Annotated in this window: 12 protein-coding genes and 3 pseudogenes; 7 read left to right on the top strand and 8 right to left on the bottom strand. The window is 62.9% G+C overall.

The window, feature by feature from the left end; genetic code table 11:
* The first annotated feature begins 322 nt into the window (after nucleotides 1-322).
* On the top strand, nucleotides 323-952 hold the full coding sequence (locus ACRAQ3_RS18960) for a hypothetical protein (RefSeq protein WP_432256755.1): 630 nt from the start codon (nucleotides 323-325) through the stop codon (nucleotides 950-952).
* A gap of 195 nt (nucleotides 953-1,147) precedes the next feature.
* On the opposite strand, the gene ACRAQ3_RS18955 is transcribed toward ACRAQ3_RS18960, so the two are convergent.
* Nucleotides 1,148-2,077 carry a sulfotransferase family protein gene (locus tag ACRAQ3_RS18955; RefSeq protein ID WP_432256754.1) on the bottom strand — a complete coding sequence of 310 codons (930 nt, stop codon included), beginning with the start codon at nucleotides 2,075-2,077 and terminating at the stop codon, nucleotides 1,148-1,150.
* 158 nt (nucleotides 2,078-2,235) lie between these two features.
* On the opposite strand from ACRAQ3_RS18955, the gene ACRAQ3_RS18950 reads away from it, so the two are divergent.
* Together ACRAQ3_RS18950 and ACRAQ3_RS18945 are read left to right on the top strand one after the other, a co-directional pair.
* Nucleotides 2,236-6,348, top strand: a complete 4,113-nt coding sequence (locus tag ACRAQ3_RS18950) for a choice-of-anchor Q domain-containing protein (protein WP_432256753.1) — start codon at nucleotides 2,236-2,238, stop codon at nucleotides 6,346-6,348.
* Nucleotides 6,349-6,761: 413 nt separating this feature from the next.
* Nucleotides 6,762-7,549, top strand: a pseudogene (locus ACRAQ3_RS18945) (integrase core domain-containing protein).
* Between the two features lie 105 nt (nucleotides 7,550-7,654).
* On the opposite strand, the gene ACRAQ3_RS18940 reads toward ACRAQ3_RS18945, so the two are convergent.
* Nucleotides 7,655-9,265: a BCCT family transporter gene (locus ACRAQ3_RS18940; RefSeq protein WP_432256752.1), complete on the bottom strand. Its 1,611-nt coding sequence runs from the start codon at nucleotides 9,263-9,265 to the stop codon at nucleotides 7,655-7,657.
* 465 nt (nucleotides 9,266-9,730) lie between these two features.
* On the opposite strand from ACRAQ3_RS18940, the gene ACRAQ3_RS18935 reads away from it, so the two are divergent.
* On the top strand, nucleotides 9,731-9,961 hold the full coding sequence (locus tag ACRAQ3_RS18935) for a hypothetical protein (protein WP_432256751.1): 231 nt from the start codon (nucleotides 9,731-9,733) through the stop codon (nucleotides 9,959-9,961).
* Between the two features lie 374 nt (nucleotides 9,962-10,335).
* On the opposite strand, the gene ACRAQ3_RS18930 is transcribed toward ACRAQ3_RS18935, so the two are convergent.
* The 3 genes and pseudogenes from ACRAQ3_RS18930 to ACRAQ3_RS18920 form a co-directional block, all read right to left on the bottom strand.
* On the bottom strand, nucleotides 10,336-11,538 hold the full coding sequence (locus tag ACRAQ3_RS18930; protein ID WP_432254231.1) for an IS256 family transposase: 1,203 nt from the start codon (nucleotides 11,536-11,538) through the stop codon (nucleotides 10,336-10,338).
* Between the two features lie 70 nt (nucleotides 11,539-11,608).
* Nucleotides 11,609-11,746: pseudogene (locus tag ACRAQ3_RS18925) on the bottom strand (IS3 family transposase); the annotation flags it as partial.
* A gap of 28 nt (nucleotides 11,747-11,774) precedes the next feature.
* On the bottom strand, nucleotides 11,775-12,884 hold the full coding sequence (locus tag ACRAQ3_RS18920) for an ATP-binding protein (protein ID WP_432256750.1): 1,110 nt from the start codon (nucleotides 12,882-12,884) through the stop codon (nucleotides 11,775-11,777).
* 377 nt (nucleotides 12,885-13,261) lie between these two features.
* Here ACRAQ3_RS18920 and ACRAQ3_RS18915 point away from each other — a divergent pair, with 377 nt between their 5' ends.
* Complete coding sequence (locus ACRAQ3_RS18915) at nucleotides 13,262-13,768, top strand: cupin domain-containing protein (protein ID WP_432256749.1); 507 nt, start codon at nucleotides 13,262-13,264, stop codon at nucleotides 13,766-13,768.
* Between the two features lie 147 nt (nucleotides 13,769-13,915).
* On the opposite strand, the gene ACRAQ3_RS18910 is transcribed toward ACRAQ3_RS18915, so the two are convergent.
* Nucleotides 13,916-14,407, bottom strand: coding sequence for an autoinducer binding domain-containing protein (locus ACRAQ3_RS18910; RefSeq protein WP_432256748.1), 492 nt, complete (start codon nucleotides 14,405-14,407; stop codon nucleotides 13,916-13,918).
* Nucleotides 14,408-14,529: 122 nt separating this feature from the next.
* Here ACRAQ3_RS18910 and ACRAQ3_RS18905 point away from each other — a divergent pair, with 122 nt between their 5' ends.
* Nucleotides 14,530-15,135 (top strand): autoinducer binding domain-containing protein, encoded by a 606-nt coding sequence (locus tag ACRAQ3_RS18905; RefSeq protein WP_432256747.1) that lies wholly within the window; start codon nucleotides 14,530-14,532, stop codon nucleotides 15,133-15,135.
* Between the two features lie 131 nt (nucleotides 15,136-15,266).
* On the opposite strand, the gene recD2 is transcribed toward ACRAQ3_RS18905, so the two are convergent.
* Nucleotides 15,267-17,489, bottom strand: a complete 2,223-nt coding sequence (gene recD2, locus ACRAQ3_RS18900) for an SF1B family DNA helicase RecD2 (RefSeq protein WP_432256746.1) — start codon at nucleotides 17,487-17,489, stop codon at nucleotides 15,267-15,269.
* Between the two features lie 422 nt (nucleotides 17,490-17,911).
* Entirely contained in the window at nucleotides 17,912-19,483 is a 1,572-nt protein-coding gene (locus ACRAQ3_RS18895) for an SLC13 family permease (protein WP_432256745.1), read from the bottom strand.
* A 593-nt stretch (nucleotides 19,484-20,076) separates the two neighbouring features.
* Between ACRAQ3_RS18895 and ACRAQ3_RS18890 the strand changes: the two are divergent.
* Nucleotides 20,077-20,190: pseudogene (locus ACRAQ3_RS18890) on the top strand (integration host factor subunit beta); the annotation flags it as partial.
* Between the last annotated feature and the right edge of the window lie 5 nt (nucleotides 20,191-20,195).

Below are 20,195 nucleotides of genomic sequence, written 5' to 3'. Positions count from 1 at the left end.
TTTGTTGCTCTTGGCCGCAATTTTTCTCGAATCAGGCCAATGCAGGAGTGCGCCGTTTCCTGCCTTGATACTAACGACCAATTCGATCGTGGCCGGTCAAAGTGTGAGCCGGAATGGGCTCTTATGTTGTGACCGCCCTTCAACGTGGTTTGTTGCAAACCCACCTTGCCGCACCGATGCCATCGGAGGGCGGTCGCACCGTCAATGCCCATCTGATCCAGGCCAATCGCGTCATTTGCCCCAGATGCGCGGTGTCGAGGGCCTCTGCGCGTTGCCACGGGCTGCTATCATGGTCGGGTGATTTTCATGAAGGGTTGGAAACATGCGCAAGGTATTCATGGCTGCGACAGCTTTCGTCGCTCTCGGAGCGACGCCCGCCCTCGCGTCGCCGAAGGGGGAGATGCTCATGCAGAAGTATCGAGCCGCTGAGTATACCCGAGTCGAGATCGAGGAGGGCCCCACCCAATACAAGGTGGAAGCCGTCAAAAACGGCAGGAAGGTTGAGGTCGTCTACGATAGGAAGCTCAAGGTCCTGAAAAAGGAGTATGAAAAGGCGGACGCGGACGACGACCGGCCCCGCTATCGAATTCGCAGCAAGCCCAAGGATTTCGTTCGGGTTCGCGATCATGCCGAAAAGTATGATGATGATCATCCGGGCGACAGGAAGTGGTCCGGAAAGGGTCGAGGTGGCGGCGGCGACAAAGCCGAGGATGACGATGACGACGACAAGAAGGGTCGGGGCAAGGGTCGCGACAAGGCCGAATATGATGACAAAGACGACAAGAAAGGCCGTGGTCGCGGCCGAGGTCGGGGTGGCCACGAAACCGACTATGAAGACGACGATGATGATGACCACAAGAAAGGTCGGAGCCGCGGCCGGGACGGCGATAGAGCCGACCAAAAGCATGACGACAAGGGCAAAGGCAGGAAAGGCAAGCGGTCGTCCGACTGACACCGCACAAGCCATGGCCGGGTTGCGACTGCGCGGCCCGGCGCCGGGGCGGTCGAGCTCAAGTCAATGAAATCGGACTGTGTCCTCTATCAGCTGGCCCGCGTCGAAGAGATCTGCCGGGGCACATGAGGGCAGTGATGATGTGACCGCCCCCGCGACGGCATCGGCGTTCTTGATCAGTCAGCTTTGCCCTGATCAGCGCGCCTCCGTGGTCGAATGGTTCTGCTGATCCTCGACGATGCGCCAGGACGCCGATTTCTGGGGATTGGTCCAGAATGCGAGCTTGTCGAACCGCTCGAACAGATCGGGGGGCAATATCGTTTGCCGCGGTTCGAGGCGAACCGGCCCGCTTATCTTGTGCAGACCCCGGGCACCGAGATGACGGTCGAATTCGGGTTCATCATATTCAACCCGTTCGAAGTCATGCTCGAACCATGCCTCATCAAGAAATTCATAGATGAGACGCAGGCAAGCCTCCGGCCTGCTGGCGAGGATCGTGTAATCGATCAGGAGAATCTGTGAGGAATGTTCGCCGTAATAGGCCTCTTTCATCGCTGAATAGGAAAATCCCACCACACGGTCACGGTTCGCCAAGGCTTCCACTCGGCTGTAGACGGTAGCCCGCTCTTCTGCGGTAAAGAACAACTTCGAAGGCTCGAAGGCATTTCGTCTGACAAGGCGTTCGAAGCTGTCCATGATCCATGCGACGTTTCTCACGCAGCACAGGATCTTCGCCTGCGGGAACAGCGCTTGGACAAGCGGAAGCTGCGCGCACCATATCCGGTTGGTATCGAAGATCACGCCCTGCATGCCCGGCTCGTCGTAGTGGGCCTGAACCACCGCGCGTAGGATCCGCCTTCGTTTCGCATCGTCGAGAAACACGGACGTTTCGTTTTGCGGTCCCATAGCGTTCAGGAGGGTTGTTAGCAGCCCTCCGACCGGTCCGGTCATCGCCGCCGTAAATCTTGGATTCTGCCGGAGAATTCCCGCCAGCAACGTCGATCCCGAGCGTGGCAGGCCGGAGATGAAATGAATTGCATGCACAGGCGCGACCTCCAGTACCTCTCGATGAAAACCATAGGCAGATTTCGCGGCCTTATGAACCTCCGAGAGGATCCTGCGCATTATGGTTCCCTTCTGCAACCATATCGAGATCGGCGCTCGTTTTGCGCGGCGTAAAGTGGTAGAGTTCACCATCGAAACGCTGAAGTGCATAATGCGCTTTTCAGCGCCGATCTTTTTATTGTCGCAAGATTCCACTGCAGACGCCGGGAGTCATGGTCATGGTCATGGTTGCGTTTCGGATCGAGGCGGAAAGTTTCAACATCATCGAGGGTTTCAAGATCGAATCCCTAAGCACGTCGTCCGGCGGCCAGAATCTCAAGGCCCTGAACAAGACGACCGAATCCCGAGCCGAGATCGTTTTTTCAGGAACGGCGGGAATCTACGATCTCGATATCGGCCATTACGACGAGAATGACGGGACGGCCGGGTTGAGGCTGTTCGTGAACGGTGTAGAAGCCGGTGGCTTCGTCCTGGACCGGGATCTGGGCAACCACCTCGCTTCCGAAGAGACTCACCTTGTGCGTCGGATCGGAGATGTCGCGCTGCAGCCGGGAGACGTGATCGAGTTGCGGGGTGCGCGCGATGGGGACGAACCCGTACGCCTCGACTATGTCGATTTCAGCCCTGCCGGGGCGGCGCAGGAGGTGCCGAGCCTGACGGTGACCACCCTGGACGACGTCGTTGACGGCAGCGACGGGCAGACCTCGCTGCGCGAAGCGATCGGCTTCATCAACGATGGCCTCTTTGCGCCCGGCTCGACGATCCGCTTCGCCGACGCCCCGGGGGAGGCCTTCGAGGCGGGAGGCACGATCACCTACGCCCGAGGGTCGGGGCCGCTGACGCTCACCCAATCGATGACCATCGATGGCGATCTGGATGACGACGGCATGCCGGACGTCACGATCGATGCGCAGCGGGGATCGCGGGTCTTCCGCGTGGACGACGGGGACGCCTCCACCGAGCTGCCCGTCATCCTGGACGGGTTGATCCTTACGAACGGGGCGGCGCCGGAAGACGAGGCGGGCGGTGGCGTGGAGAACCTAGAGGATCTGTCCCTCCTGAACAGCGCCGTCACCGGCAGCAGTGCCTATCTTGGGGGCGGAATTTCGAACGCCGGGACGTTCCTGGGGCAGGGGATCATGATGTCCGGCAACCGGATCGACGGCCGCTACGGCGCGGGTGGAGGTCTGTTCAACACGGGCACGATGACGCTCGCAGCGAGCGAGATCCGGGAGAATACCGGCAGTTACGCTTACGGGGCAGGGGTCTTCAACCGCGGCGACCTGACCGTCACGGAGTCCACGATCAGCGACAACCGCATCGGCACCGTCGATTTCGGGGCTGGCGGAGGCCTATACCATGCGGGAGGCCATCTGCTGATCAGCCGCAGCACCATTTCCGGGAACGAGGTGACTTACGGAGGCGACGGTCAGGATCTGTTTCTCGGCGGGTTTTTCGGATCGAATCCGACCGCACGGATAGAGAACAGCACCATCAGCGGTCCCGGCTCCCACCCGCTGGTCTCGGCCTACCGCGCCAGTCTCGACCTTGTGAACAGTACCTTGGCAGGCGGTATCGAGTCGCATGAGGCCATGATCCGGATCGGCTCGACGATCGTCGAAAGCGCTTCCGGCGATGGCTTTCTGAGCCTTGGCAACAACCTGATCGCGAATGGTGACGGGGCCAATGGCGCGTTCCAGGATGGCGTTCTGGGGGATATCGTGGGAACCTCCACGACACCGGTCGATCCGAAACTCTTGCCGCTGAGGTTGAACGGCGGGCCGACCGCCACGCATGAACCGCTCGCCGACAGCCCGGTGCTGGACGCCGGTGCCAACCCGGACGGGCTGACGACAGACCAGCGGGGAAAGCCACGCGATTCCGACCTTCCCGGGATCGGCGGCACGACCGACATCGGCGCGGTGGAGCTGGATGCGGCCGAGTACGGCGCCCCGCCCCCCGCGACCACCCTTACGGTCGATACCACGCTCGACGTCGTGGATCCGGGTGATGGCCTCACCTCGTTGCGCGAGGCGATCGAGGCCGTCAACCGGGGCGCCTTCGCGCCCGGATCGACCATCGGCTTCGCCGACGGCCCGGGCGAGGCCTTCGCGGGCGGCGGGACGATCGTGCTGGGCGGAACGGCGCTCGACATCGCGCAATCGATGGTCATCGATGGCGATCTCGACGATGACGGCACGGCGGACGTGGTGATCGACGCCGACGGGCTGTCTCGCGTCGCAACGATCGCCCGCGGCTCGGGTGAAGAGGTCCGTGAGGTTGTTCTGGACGGTTTGGTGCTGACGAATGCCGGCGCCGACAGCGCCATCTACAACCAGGAAAAACTGACCATGCGCCATTCCGAGGTCCGCGATGGCGTGGATAGCGGCGTGTGGAACAGGGGTGATCTGTCCCTCCTCGGTACCACCGTCGATGGTCACCAGGGGACCGGCATCTTCAACGACGAGGGATCGCTGGATGCCCGGGACAGCACGATCAGCAATAACCTGCTCTGGGGTCTCTTCAACTCGACCGGCGGCGCCCTCAGGGACGTGGCTGTCGTGAACTCGACCTTCTCCGGCAATGGCTATGACGGACACATCTTTGAGAACCCCGGCGGAATCTACAACCGCTCGGGGGAGATCGGCATCTCCAACAGCACGATCACGGAGAACGTCGTCGGCGTCTATCTTGGGGGTCCCTTCGAAGAGATACCGCTCAGCGAAGGCGTGACGCGGATCGCGTCCAGCATCATCGCCGGGAACGGGGCTGCCGACACGACCGAAAACGGTGGCACGGCGATCAGCCTTGGCCACAACCTGGTCGGGGATGGCAGCATCTTCAGCGACGGCATAAACGGCGACATCGTCGGAACGATTGCCTTGCCCGTGGCACCTTTCCTCAGCCCGCTCGCCGACAATGGCGGCCCGACGCTGACGCATCTGCCAGGCAGTCTCAGCCCGGCTCTCGACGCGGGCGCCAACCCGCTGGGGCTGGCGACCGACCAGCGGGGCGCGGCCCGTGATATTGATCTGCCCGGCGTGAGCAGCACCCCGGATATCGGCGCGGTGGAGCTGAGGATCGACGAATTCGCAAGCATGCCGCCGCCCGAGCCGTTCAGGGTCGAGGCAGAAGATCTCACTCGTGACGTGGCGCTCAAGGTGAAGGCCCTCGCGGTCGCCTCGTCCGGCAAGGTCCTGCAAGCGGACGGGTCCGGCGAGCAACGGGCAAGTTATCTGTTCGACCGGCCCGGCGGGGTTTATGATCTCACGCTTGGCTATTTCGACGAAACCGACGGGATCTCGACCCTTGCGATCTTGGTCGATGGCGTCGCAATCGACAGCTGGCTGTGGGACCAGAACCTCGGCAGTCCATTGGCGAACGCGGCCACGGCGACGAGCCGGCATATCTCCGGCGTGACGATCGACGAGGGCTCCAGGATCGAACTTGTCGGGCGGCAGGACGGCAGCGAGCCGCTGCGCGTGGACCACATCGATTTCCGCCCGGCAAGACCGGATACGGTGCCGCCCAGGATCGACGCTGTGCTGGCGCCCGACATAGGCGCCGCGCAGGCGGGAGCGCCGGGCGCGATACTGCGCGTGACCTATTCCGACAATGTCGCGATCGACGTCTCGAGCATCGGTGCGGGCGATATTCAGGTCAGCGGGCCGGGTTCCCTGCTGGTCGTATCGGGCGTCGAGGTCGATCACGACTCCGACGGCACCCCACGGAGCGTGGACTACATCGTGAATGCGCCGGGCGGAAGCTGGGATGCCGCAGACAACGGCTTCTACAGCGTCACCCTCAATGCCCTCGAGGTCCATGACACGAGCGGCAACCCGGTGCCCGTCCAGCACGCTCTGGCGACATTCGGGGTGGATGTTTCGGCGTCCCCCCCCGCCCCCTTCCGGATCGAGGCCGAAGATCTCGCGCGCGACGTCGCCTTCAAGCTCAATTCGCTCGGCGCCGCCTCGGCGGGAGCGGTGCTTCAGGCGGACGGTCGGGGCGAGCAGCGGACGTCCTACATGTTCGACCGGCAGGAGGGGTTCTACGACCTCACCATCGGCTATTTCGACGAAACCGACGGGGTGTCGAACCTGTCGGTCCTGGTGGACGGGCGGGAGGTCGAGAGCTGGGCCTGGGACCAGGATCTCGGCAGCCCGCTGGCCAACGGGTCCACGGCGACAAGCCGCCTGATTTCCAAAGTGGCGATCGGCACGGACGAAAGGATCGAACTCGTCGGACAGATGGACGGCAGCGAACCGCTCCGCATCGATTACATCGATTTTTCGGCAACTCCGCCGGATGCCCTCACGCTGGATTTTCTCTAGGCTGTGTTGGCAAAATGCCATCATCGTCTGCCGGATATGTTTCAAATGGTCTCTGCAGCGGAGGCGAGGCTGACGCCAGATTTGATGTCGGATAAAGAGTAGTCTGCCTCTGGGCGGTGCATCCTCGCTATTTGTGCTTCAAGTGGGCGTAGGCCTACCAACCTCTGCCGAATTCTTGACGGAACGCGAACTCCATCGCCTACGCAACTGTGCACCCACGACAACCTGCCGTTCTGCCCGTTTCGATCAAGAAGAGCGGCCTGATATGTTGGCGGCCGGTGCAAACGGGATGGATTAATAGGTTCAAGCGTTTGAAAGCATTAGGCGACGGCAGGGTCCGCTCTTCATCGATGCCTTAGGTGAATAGTCCCGCAAAGAGGTGGTACGATCTCCGCCTCTGAGATGGAGACGGTATGGGACAGGTTCTTCACGGCAGCGCCCGAACGACAGCGGCAGTTCGTCGAGCAATCCAAGGTAGTGAAGAGAGCGTAAGGCAGCTTGCTCGGCGGTACGGGACCAGCCCGACGACGGTGCAGAAATGGCGTAAGCGCTCCTCGACCGCCGACCTGCCGATGGGGCCTTCGGATCCCCGCTCGACGGTGCTGAGCCCGGCGGATGAAACCATCATCGTCGCCTTCAGGCGGCATTCTCTGCTGCCCCTCGATGATTGCCTCCATGCCCTGCAGCCGACCATTCAGCAGCTGACGTGCTCTTCGCTGCACCGTTGCCTGCAGCGTCATGGTCGGCCTCCTCTTCGGTGGGTGGTGTGCAACAACCACCGTAAGAGACCTGAGACCCGGCCATGGCCACCTGCCGCGCGATATGAGGGCTCCGCAGGCGCCCATGGCCTCCCTTCCATAGGTGCTACGGCATCCAGTTTGCCGATCAGCCTCGCAACCGTAACACTGCCGCCTCGCGGCTCATGCGGTTCGACATGATCTGCGAGACCAACGGGATCGAACACCGACTGACCCAGCCAAACCACCCTTGGACCAACGGGCAAGTCGAGCGGATGAACAGGACGATCGAGGACGCCACGGTGAAACGCTACCACTACGACGATCACGCGCAGCTCGAGCGCCACCTAGCTCTGTTTATCGACGCCTATAATACGGCGCGGCGTCTGAAGACGCTCAAGGGGCTAACCCCGGCCCAATTCATCTGGCGAGAGTGGCAGACGAACCTCGACCTGTTCCACTGAGAGCCGTGTCACTTGACCTCGGGACCATACACCTAGGCTGGGACGCCCCCGTTACTTACGTCCTAACTCCCATCAACGTCAGCAACCTTTTATCACAGACCGGCCTCAAAGGTCCGACAGACCTGGTCGCTTTCCGACTGAAACATGATCGATCTCCTCAGTACGGAATCCGCGTATCAGCGAGGGGATCATAGCGAAGATGAGACAAAAGATCGGAAGGCCCACTACCGTGATAACCTGTTGCAACGCCGTTAGTCCCAAATCGCCAGCGAGCACCAGCAGCATCGCGGCCACTAGCCCTTCAGACACGCCCCAGAATACGCGCTGGCGGACCGGTCCGGGCTTGGCGGAGCCGGTGCAGAGCATATCGACCACCAGTGAGGCAGAGTCCGACGAGGTTGCGAAAAAGATCGCCACCACCAGCACCGCGATGCCCTGCACCAGATCGGCCAGCGGGAAACTCTCGAAGAAGGCGAACATGGCGAGCGGTACCGACTCCGCGACCGCGGCGCTGAGGCTTCCTGCTTGTTCGCCGAGCGCTGCGCGGGCGGCCGCGCCGACACCGTCGATCTCCATCGCCTGCCAGCCAAAGATCGAGAACCAGATCAGGGTGAAGAGCGACGGCGCCAGAAGCACGCCGAAGACGAATTCGCGGATCGTTCGCCCGCGTGAGATCCTTGCCACGAACAGACCGATGAAGGGCGACCAAGTCACCGTCCACGCCCAGTAGAACACTGTCCAGCCGCCCTGCCAGCCCCAGTCGCCGTTTTCAGGATTGGTGTCGGCCAGCATATCGTTCCAAAAGGCAAGCCGGGGCAGATTGCCGAGATAGAGGCCGAAAGTTTCGACCATGCCGCGCAGCAGGAACAGCGTCGAGCCGGTGATCAGAACGAAGATCATCAGACCGACCGCCATGCCGATATTGATGTTCGACAGCAGCTTCACGCCCTTGTCGAGCCCGGCGACGATAGAGACCACCGCGACCCCCGTGAGCACCGCGAGAATGCCGACCTTGAGCGGCACCCCCGCCTCCCAGCCGAACAGGGCCGAGAGGCCGGAGGCAATCTGCGAGGAGCCCAAGCCCAGCGAGACCGCCACGCCGAACAGCGTGCCGAGGATCGAGACGATATCGATCGCCTTGCCCCATGGCCCGTGGATGCGCTCCTTCAAAAGCGGGTAGAACACCGAGCTGACCCGCACCGGCAGGTCGTAGCGGTTGATAAAGTAGGCGAAGGCGAGGCCCGGCAGCGCGAAGATCGTCCAGGTGTGCAGCGCGAGGTGATAGGTGGCGATCGAGATCGCGTCGCGCGCAGCTTGCTCCGAGAAGGGCTCGACGCCCGGCAGCGGCGGGTTCGAGAAATGGCTGATCGGCTCAGCCACGCCCCAGAACATCAGCACCGTGCCGATGCCGCCGGCGAAGAGCATCGTAAACCAGGATAGGTTCGTGTAGTCCGGCCGGCTGTCGCGGGGCCCGAGCCGGATATGGCCATGCCGGCTCATCGCGGCCCAGATCAGGAAACCGAGCCATACATTGACGCCGAGGATGAAGAACCAGCCTAGATTCGTCACGATCCAGGCGCGTCCCGCGGCAAAGGCATCGCCGATTTCCTCTGGCGCGATCACCAGCGCCAGCACGAACAGCGCAGTGCAAATGGCGGAGACAAAGAAGATGACCGGATCAGTCCTAAGCCCCATTCGTTCTGCCAGTTCCTGCATCCAATCGCCCTCCCGGCGGACATCCTTCAGGTTGCGCCCTTAGGGGTGCAGCGATCCAATGGCCCGATGGCCGGGATTGTTCCGATAGGCGACTTCGAGCCGCATGCGCAGTCAGGGCAGGGCATAGCGAACTGGGTCGGCCCCGGTGGTCGAGAACCGGAACGACATCGCCGATGCTCCCAAAAAGGCTTCGCATCGTCGCGGCCGCCCCGGCGGATGTGTATCGCGAAACCAAGATCTTCGAGGCGCGGACGGCGGCGGAGGTCGAAGCGAAAGCGCGGGACGGCAAAGCCGGGCGCGTGGCGCGGCTCAAACGCATTCTGCATCGCCGAGGCTGATGCGCGACCACCTGAATTTCAGCAGGCAGGCGGGATCGAAACGCGCTCTCGGCGGTTGGTTTTTCGATGCCGGGCATCGGAATGACCCAGCGCTCGGCAACCGGCCGAGAGGCGGCTGGAGACCGAGATGATCCATTGGTGTCCGGCGGCGGCACCGGAGAACCGCCACGACATAGACGACCTGAAAGCCAAGCTCGCGATTGCGGAAGCCGCGGTGGCCGATCTCCGACGAGAGGTCGATATCTACGAGGCGAGGGAGCGTATGCTGGCCGAAGAGCGCGAGAGCGACGCAGGCATGGTCGGGCGCCTGAGACGGGTTCTCTATCGCCCGAAGGATGGCCTTCGCGGAGGAAGTTGACCCGCCAGCCTTCGTTGTCGAAGGGTGACGCTTTGCCCGATGGTCCACGGGGAAGTCTGACGCGCTGGTAGCGGCTTGTACGCCCGGCCTGGCGTTCAAGCCGTTAAACCTATCGCCCGTTAAACCTATCCCCTGGACCGACAGTGCATTAGTTCAAAGCATGCCCAAGGGACGTCCGCTAGGGACGCGGCTCTGTCCCGCGGTCGCGACCTAATCATCGTGTCCACGAGATCGGCGGCAGCGCGACGAAGTTCATCAGAGTCCGGTGGAGCCGATGTGGAATGACCCGGCGCTAGGGCTTCCCTCGCCGGATCGTGTCCCACGACGTGGTGTAGCTCTTGGCTGGCCTGACTGGTGTCGGCGGGCCGAGCTGATCAGTCCGTCTGCGCGGCAGGCAGGCTGACGATGGGATCGTCGCAGACTGGCGCGAGCGTTTCCAGCGTCATGTAGCGGGAGCGCTGCACGGCCCATTCCTCGGTCTGCTCCATCAGGATCGCTCCCACCAGGCGACGGATGGCGGCCTCATTGGGGAAGATGCCGACGACATCGGTGCGCCGTTTGATTTCCCCGTTCAATCGCTCAATCGGATTCGTGGAGTGCAACTTTGCCCGGTGCTGCTGAGGAAAGGTCATGTAGGCAAGGACATCCTCTTCGGCCCCGTCCATGAGGGTGGCGAGCTTCGGCAGCTTGCCCCGCATCTGGTCGGCCACGAGGCGCCATTGCGTTCTGGCCGCGCTGTGGTCGGGCTGGGCAAAGGCCGTGGCGATGAAGGCCGAGACCACGCGCCGGCTGCTCTTGCCGGCATGGGCCAAGGCGTTTCGCTGGAAATGTACACGGCACCGTTGCCAGGTCGTGGACAGCACACGAGCCGTAGCGGCCTTGATGCCTTCGTGGGCATCGCTGACCACCAGCTTCACGCCGGACATCCCTCGGCGCACGAGATCGCGCAGAAAATCGGTCCAGAACGTCTCCGCCTCGGAGGGCCCGATGGCCATGCCAAGCACCTCGCGACGGCCATCGGTGTTCACACCCACGGCGATGGTGACGGCGACGGACACGATGCGGCCGCCTTGGCGGACTTTCAGGTAGGTGGCGTCGATCCAGAGATAGGGCCACTCGCCCTCGATCGGTCGAGTCAGGAAAGCATCGACCCGCTCGTCGATCTCCTCGCACAGCCGACTGACCTGGCTCTTCGAGATGCCGGTGCCGCCCATGGCCTGCACGAGATCGTCCATGGCGCGCGTCGAGACGCCATGCACATAGGCTTCCTGAATGACCGCCGTCAGCGCCTTCTCCACGGCTCGCCGGGGCTCGAGAAACGAGGGGAAGTAGCTTCCCGTCCGCAGCTTGGGAATGCGCAGCTCCACGTTCCCGGCCCGCGTCTGCCAGTCCCGGTCACGGTAGCCGTTGCGCTGCGCCCGACGCTCAGGGCTCTTCTCGCCATAGGCGGCGCCGGTCTGGCCGCCGACCTCGAGCTCCATCAGGCGCTCGGCGGCAAAGCCGATCATCTCGCGTAGAAGATCCGCATCACCGCTCTTCTCGACGAGCTCTCTCAGGTCCATCATGGGTTTGGTCATCGGGGGCATCCCTCGGTTCAGGTTGGCTTTCGCAACCCGACCCTACCGAGAAACCCGATGGCCGCCTCAGCTACACCACGCCCAGGGACATGACCCCTCGCCGGGCCTCGTTGAAATCGATCCAGTTCCTGAGCCCCGCACGTGCCTCCGAGCCGGTCTCCCAGGCGTGCAGGTAGACGCAGTCGTATTTTAGGGCGCGCCAAAGCCGCACGTTTGTCTCAAGCTACGGCCTGGGCTCAATCAGCGTCCGATCGTGCTAGGGCGACCGCGATGTCCGCATTGTCGAGAATGTACTGGCCATACTCCCGACGCCAGACGAAGCCCTTCTCCCGCAGCGCCAACAGGGCCGTCTGGACCGTCGTCACGGCGGGCATTCGACCGCGATGGACATCCTTCAGGGCTTGGCGCGTTTCCTCCGAGAACGGCTGGAACGCCAGCCCCTTCTTCGCCATGATCCGCAGGATCCCCTGCTGAAGAGGGGTCATGGAGGCGATCTCGGAAAGCGTGTCGATCTCGGCCTGCACCTTGCGCTCGGATGCGATGCGTCTCAGTGCTTCCGGGCCGGCGCCCTCCGGCGCGAAGATCAAGTCGCGCAGGCAGTCGGTCAGCAGTTCCGGTCGCCGCCCGACGACCTCGAAAGCCGCTTCGAGATCTTCTGGAGCGAGCTTCGCGCTGTCGGCAAGGGACTCGTTCACGCGCGCGACCATGCTGGCAATGTAGGAGGATCCAAGCGGCGGAAAGGGTCTCACGATGCCGCCGAAGAACGGGGCCTGCCGGTTCTGTACGAGGGTCGACAGCTTGTCGCGGTGCGAACCGGTCATCAGGAGGTAAAGGTGCCGATCGCCCGGTGCTTGGTTGATTGCGTCCCGTGCGGCCTTCAATGCGAACATGGCGTTGAGCCCGGCATCGGTTTCGACCGCCTGCTGCGCCTCGTCGATGATGACGACCAGGTCCTTGTCCGTCGCTTTGATCAGATCTTCGAGGGCCTCGGCGATCGTGCCCGACCAAGGGCCACTCTCCTTCAGCCCGACAGAGAAGCCCAGCACGCCGACCCGGTTGACGGGGCTCTTCCTTCTCATGCGCGAGATCAGGCGGTCATGCTGCTCCAGCGCGACCCTGATCCGAGAGATGATGAGGTCGGCCGGATCGGCGGACCGATCGGACCACAGGTCGACATAGATGACGGCATAGCCCTTGCTGTCGAGATGCGGGATTAGATCCGATCTCAAGAAGGTAGTCTTCCCCGTTCGCCGCGGCGCTGCGAGAAACAAACCGGCCAGCGAGCCAGTAAGCGGATCAGGGGTCAGCAGTGAGGCAATGCGGGCGGCATCCTCAACGCGGGGCACATGTAGGGGAGATGTCATTACGCATGCCTATGTAAAGGGTGCGTAACTTACGTAATACAAGAGTAAGGTGGCGTAAAGTGTCTTACGTGTGGGACTTGAGCAAACGACGTGACACCGAGCATATCGCGCATCCGCCCACTCCCTCGCCACCTTTCCGTAGGAAGGCGGGGGCCTTGTATCTCTTTCTGGATCTGGGATGGGGCAAGGGGCAGGAACTGGGACAGCATGGACCCGCCATTCGCTGCGTTCTCCCGACAGCAGGGTGTCGCATCCGGAGCATTGTCTCCATCCAGCTCGTGCTATGATTTCCTTCTGATCGAAACCCGATGCAGGGTGGTCGTGCGTCATCCAGAAGGGTGGTTCAAGGAGCGACATCCATGGCCATGATGGTGGATCAGGACCAAGCCTTCGGCGCCTACTTCCTCAAGCCCGGTCGAGCCGAACTGCGGCATTCCGGTAGAACACGCACCCATTTCCTCGCCACGGGCGGTACGACGGGCGGCGCCTTTGCCTTGATCGACGAAACCGCGCCCTGCGGCGAGACTGTGCCGCTGCACCGGCATCCCGCCGACGTCGAGTCCCTCTATGTGATCGAGGGAGTGCTGTCTGTCTTCCTCGAACGCTCGCCTTGCCGGATGGCCGCTGCGGGGGCCTTCGCCCATTTCGCTCCCGGCGCGGTCCACGGCTTCCGGGTCGAAAGCGACACAGCGCACTACCTCCTCTTCACAACACCTCGGCATGGGGAGTTCTACCGGGCCATCTCCAGGGCACCCGGCGAGACCGACGACCCCGACGCCCCCATCGATGACGAGACGATCATGACCGCCTGCCGGGACTACGATGTCGAGTTCATCGGTCCGTTCCCTTCCGGCCCTTTGTCCTGAGAGGCCCCCTCCGGCTTGCCCTACGACGCGGCGTGCCTGATCGATTTCATTGATCAAGATCAAGGGAGACGGCGAAGACCGTGCTACGGTCAGGAGGTATGAGCGGGCAAGGTTGCGAGTGGGGGGATCGCACAACCGAGACCCGGCTCACCCAGGCCTCTCGGTCATGACGATGGCCATCTCGTGGAGAGTTGCGCTGACATCGGTGCCCAGCGTCTCGCGACGATGCGTGACATCGTGCAGGCGCTGCAGAATTTCGCAGGCCTCGCGGATTTCATGCTTCGTGAACTCCCGGTCCGATCGGGCCAGACCCCCCATGCTGAGCGAGGGGTGGTCGTGAATGGAATGGCTGATGCCATAGACCAGCCCATGCGCGCGGGCCCGCCCTAGGACGTCTGCTTCGTCGAAGGCTGCGAGTTCGGACCATCGCGTCGTGCCAGGATGCCGCATGGCCCACCGAACGGTGGGATCCTGCAGCAGAAAGCCTTCGCGTGCATAGGTCTCGAGCCAGGCGGGGGGATAGCTCTCGAACATGTAGCTGGGCGCCTGGAACCGGACGTGCAACGCGATCGCGAAACCCGCGGGTGCCAGTTCACCGAGGCGCGCCAGCCCTTCGATGACGGTCTGCTCTGTCTTCATTCCGCTCCTCGTATGAACTTACGCTAGCTCGGAAATTTCTACTCAACTGCGTTGGTTCAATCTGTTAAGGCAATCTTCCTAAACGGGAGTTCATCCCGATGTCAGGTAACCGAAAGGTAGTCGTGAGCGTGTCCGATCTCTCTGCCAGCGCGCTGCAGGTCTTGGCCCCGGCGGGGTATTATCTCGGCCTGCGCATTCTCTTCGCCTTCCCCGCTGCCGAGGAAAACGAGTTGCCTGCTTCGTGGGTGGAGCTTTATGCGCGCGAGCGGTTCTTTCTTGCCGATCCCGCGTTGCGCTGGTCGCTCGACCATAGTGGCGCGATCCGCTGGAGCGACTTGTCCCGGAACGATCCAGCCGGGATGACCCGGCTGAGCGCGGACTACGGCATGCGTCATGGCGCGGTTGCCGCATGCCGAGAGTCCAGCGGGCTGCGCTCCTATGGCCTCTTCTACCGCGATGACCGCGACTACAGCGCGGCCGAGCTCGAGCAACTCGCCCGCTTCATTGCCCACCGGCATCGCGGCGTGATATCGAACCTGCAGCTGACCCGGGCCGAGATCGCGGTATTGAAGGCGATCAAGGAGGGCACGCGGCTCAAGCAAATCGCCCACGACTTCGGGGTGAGCGAAGGCGCGATCAAGCAGCGGCTGCGCAACGCCCGCCTGAAACTCGACGCCGCGACCGGCGCGCAGGCCGCGATCAAGGCCAGCGAGGCCGGGCTGATCTGACTCCAAGCTTCGCGCAGCCTGTCCATGGAGATGCAGATCTCCTACTCGGCTGAATGGTGTTTCTTCCTGTGCCAACGGCGGCCGTAAAACCAATTCGGCTCTCAGAAATGGCTATCTGAATTGAAACAGCCTCAGGGCGCGACGTGCGTTCTGCCGCTTGCTGCCCCCCTCAACCACTCGTCGAGCTTCGACCATCGCCTGCGGCCGGACGTGTTCTTGACCGCCATCGCCACAGCCTTCGGCTGTCCCACGAGAACCACCAGCTTCTTGCCCCGGGTCACCCCGGTGTAGAGCAAGTTTCGCTGCAGCATGGCATAGTGTTGGGTCAGGACCGGGATGACCACTGCCGGGTATTCTGATCCCTGGCTCTTGTGGATCGTGGCGGCGTAGGCCGGCACGAGCGTGTCGAGCTCGCCGAAGCCGTAGGTGACCGAGCGGCCATCGAAATCTGCCACGAGCTCGCCCTCATCGACGTCGACGCTGGCGACATAGCCGATGTCGCCATTGTAGACGTCCTTGTCGTAGTCGTTCTCGATCTGCATGACCTTGTCTCCCGGGGCGAAGGTCCAGCCGAAGCGCTCGATCTTGCCGCCCGCGGTGGGATTGAGGGCGGCCTGCAATTCGATGTTCAGCGAGCGCGCACCCACGCCCCCACGGTTCATCGGGCAGAGAACTTGAACATCGCGAATGGGATTGAGGCCGAAGCGCCGCGGGATCCGCGTGCGGACAAGCTCCACGACCCGGGTCACGGCTTGCTCTGGGTCCGACGCTGGGACGAAGTAAAAGTCGGTTTCTGCTTCGGGCTTCGTGAGGTCAGGGATCCGCCCGCTGTTGATCAGGTGGGCGCTGGTGATGATCCGGCTTTCGGCCGCCTGACGGAACACTTCCGTCAGCCGAACCACGGGGATGGCTTCTGACTCGATGATGTCGGCCAGAACCTGTCCGGGGCCGACGGATGGCAGCTGGTCGATGTCGCCGACGATCAGCAATGCGGCCCCATCGGGGACGGCGTTGAGCAAGGACTGCATCAACAGGACGTCGACCATCGAGCTCTCGTCCACGACCAAGAGATCGCAGTCGAGCGGGTTCTCCCGATCACGTTTGAAGCCGAAGGCTTGGGGGTCGAACTCGAGAAGACGGTGGATCGTCCTGGCTTCCCTTCCGGTCGCCTCGGTCATGCGTTTGGCGGCGCGGCCGGTCGGGGCACAAAGCAAGAGCTCGACGGACTTTGCTTCCAGAATCCGCAGGATCGAGTTCACGATCGTTGTCTTGCCGACACCCGGACCGCCCGTGATGACCAGCACTTTGGAGCGCAGAGCCAACCGGATGGCGTCCGTCTGGCTCACTGCCAGAGAAATCCCTGTCTGGCTCTCGATCCAGGGCAGGGCCCTGTCGGCGTCGATCTCGGGCCACGGGACCTCGCCCGCCGCGATCCGTAGGATCCGATCTGCAACCACTTTCTCCGCGTGATAAAGGCCGCTGAGAAATGTGCAGGGTTCGCCCGCGACGCTGTCGTTTATGACCGTGCCATCCGCCAGTTCGAGCTTCATCGCTGCCTCCACGAGGTCAGCTGAGATGTCGAGCAGTTTCACGGCCAAGGCGGTCAGATCCGCCACAGGCAGCCCGCAATGCCCGTTGCCCATCGCTTCACTGAGTGCGTAGGAGATCCCGGCGCGCACGCGGATCATGGCGGTCTTCTCGATGCCAAGTTTCTCGGCGATCAGGTCCGCCGTGCGAAAGCCGATGCCGCGGATGTCCCGTGCAAGGCGGTAGGGGTTCTCGCTCATCACCTGTACGGCGTCAGTGCCGTAGGTCTTGAAGATGCGAACCGCACGTACCGTTCCGACCCCGTGCTGATGAAGGAAAACCATGATCTCGCGGATCACCTTTTGATCGGCCCAGGCAGAGGTGATCTTCTCGGCGCGTTTCGGACCGATCCCCGCGACCTCACGCAGTCGCTCCGGCGCGGCTTCGATGATATCGAACACGTCCTTGCCGAAGTGCTTGACCATGCGCTTGGCGTAAACCGGCCCGATACCGCGGACCATGCCGGAGCCGAGGTATTTCTCGATACCCTCCAGAGACGAAGGCGCCGACGTTTTCAGGAAGCGCGCCCGAAACTGCAGACCGTGCGTCCGATCGTTGATCCATTCCCCGGAAGCCGTCACCCATTCGCCGGCAGAGATAGTGGCGGCGTGACCGATGGCGGTGACCAGATCGCGATGCCCGCGCGCCTTCAGCCGCAACACGCAAAACCCGCTCTCAACGCTGTGAAATGTCACCCGCTCCACCAAGCCGGCGAGCACTTCGCTGGTAGTTGGATCTCCCTCTTCGAGGTCTCGGTTGCGCGTCATGCTACAGCCCAAGTGCGACCGAGCCGACAGGCGTCAACATGATCGAAGATGGCGTCACCCTTCCACATCCCGCGCCCCCCATCGCGCAAAGCTCAGCTCCAGAGCAGGGCCATTGCTCCCTTTTGCTCTCGTTTGTTCCGACACAAGGGTAGCGGCAGGTGCTGGGAAGGTTACAGAACTTCCGCTGTCCAAGCTTGGTGCGCAGGGCGACCGGTATGTCGTTGGCACCGACCCGGCCCAAGGCGCAGCTCGGCAAGTGCCGCCGGAAAATGGGCACAGCGCGTCTTCGCTTGCGTCCTGTCGAGATGTGAGGAGCCGAGCGGCGAGGCGGATGGCGGAACGCGCGCGTGACGCGTTCCGCATGGGGTGTGATCTCCATCTGGGCTCAAAAGACGCGCATCACGCACCTTTCGCCCTGGTTGTCAGATGCCCAGCACCAGCCCGCCCAGCAGGTAGAAGAGGGCGGTGATCAGCAGCACGCCCACCACGTTCAGCACCACGCCGCCCCGGACCATCTGGCCGATGGTCACGTTGCCGGTGCCGAAGACGATCGCGTTGGGCGGTGTGCCGACGGGCAGCATAAAGGCACAGGTCGCCGCGAAGGCGGCCGGGATCAGCAGGCTCAGCGGCGCCACCCCGATCCCGAGCGCCACCCCACCGAGGACGGGAATGAAGGTCGCCGCCGTCGCGGTGTTCGAGGTGATCTCGGTAAGGAACAGCACGATCAGGACGACCGACCCCATCAGCAGGATCGCAGGCAGGCTGCCCAGCCCGCTGACCTGCGCGCCGAACCAGTCATCAAGCCCCGACGCGGCCACGGAACTGGCGAGGCTCAGTCCGCCGCCGAACAGCAGCAACACGCCCCAAGGCAGGCCTTCCTCGGCATCGTTCCACTCGAGCAGCATCTCGTTCCGGCCGCGTCCCGGCAGCAGGAACAGCGCGATCCCCGCCGCGATGGCGATGGCGGTGTCGTTGAGCCCATCGAGGAACGCCAGCCCCGGCAGGCCTGACACGAGACCAGGGACGATCCACAAGAAGGCGGCCCCGCCGAAGACACCCGCGACCATCTTTTCGCCCTGGCTCATCGGCCCAAGCGCCGCGAGCTGGCTTCGGATCATGTCCTGGCCGCCCGGGATCGCATCCAGCTTGAACCGGTAGAGCACGTTAACCATCAGCCACCAGCCGATCAGGATAAAGATCGCCGCGAGCGGCACACCCAGCAGCATCCATTCCAGAAAGCCGATGTCGCGTCCCAGCTCGTCTGCAGCGTAGCCTGCCACGATGGCGTTGGGCGGCGACCCCAGCAGCGTGCCAAGGCCGCCCATCGAGGCCGACCAGGCGATGGCGAGCAGCAGGCAGACGCCGAACATCTTCACATCGGGGTTATCGACCACGTCGGAAATGGTGCCCTTCTTCAGGCCCTCATGCATCTCGGCCGCGGACTGGCTGCCGGCACTGCGCTCGACCACCAGCGCCAGAACGGACAGCCCGATCGGCAGCATCATCAGCGTGGTCGCGGTGTTGGACACCCACATCGACAAAAACCCCGTGGCGATCATCATGCCCAGCACGATCCGCTTGGGGGACACGCCCACCCGGTCGAGGACCATCAAGGCGATCCGGCGGTGCAACTCCCATTTCTCCATCGCGATCGCGATCAGGAAGCCGCCGACAAAGAGGAAAACCAGCGAACTGGCGTAAGGGGCCGTCGCGTCGCTGACCGTGGTGGCGGTCAGCGCGGGCAAGAGCACGATGGGCAGGAGGGAGGTGATGGGCAGTGGCACCGCCTCGGTCATCCACCAGACCGCCATCAATGTCGCGACCGCGGCCACCGCGCGCGCGTCGTTACCCAGATCCTCGGCTCCGCCGAGCAGAAGCCAGACCAGGGCGGCCATGATCAGTCCCAGGGCCCGCAGGCCCCACACGATCTTGCTGGAGGTCCGCTGACCTTCTTCGGATCCGCCCATCCCTTGCTTGTCGATGATATCGCTCATGCGCTCTCCTCATCACCGCGAAAACTCGATCGGCCCTTCGCGCCAGCGATCGGAGTTCCCTGGCACCTTGCCTTCTTGGCAGTCGTTCACCGGCTCACGGCAAATGTCTGAAAGGCTCGAATCGAGCGTGAGCGTGATCGCTCAACCTGCGCGGGCTACAGCACGAGACGCGAAGGACTGGCAAGAGAGGCCATCCTTGAAGGCGATCACTTCAACGATCCCAGGTGATACCTGCCACCCGATCGGCAGCACGGTGTCAGAGTACCGGCCGCAGGGCCATTCGATCGCCTATCGGGAGTTCACCCCGAGGGGGGAGCGGGTCATCCTCACGCTGGGCGTCTTGTAAGAGACGAAAAAAGGCCCGCCATGTGTGATGGCGGGCCGCACTCGAAACCTACCAGAACCATACGAGGGCAATGCGCGAGGGATACTGCGCCGGATCACGCTCCGCGATAGTTGCCCCTAGGTCAATGAACGTCGCTGCGCTCTTTCCATCTCTTTGGTATAGGCTCGGCGGTTGCCCGAGTAGGCGACTGCCAGCGCTGTGAAATTCCTGTAGGCAGTCGCCATCGCGTGACGGCGGGAGGATGAAAGTGGTTCGATCTGAACTGGTTCAAAGGATTGCCGACGACAATCCGCATCTGCTGAGGCGTGACGTCGAGCGGATTTTGAATGTAATCTTGGCAGAGATCATTGAAACGCTGGCGGTCAT

The sequence above is a fragment of the Limimaricola sp. AA108-03 genome (assembly GCF_050847355.1).
In the GTDB taxonomy this organism is placed as follows: domain Bacteria; phylum Pseudomonadota; class Alphaproteobacteria; order Rhodobacterales; family Rhodobacteraceae; genus Limimaricola.
Note: the sequence above shows the minus strand (reverse complement) of the source record. Positions and strands in the feature narration are given on the sequence as shown.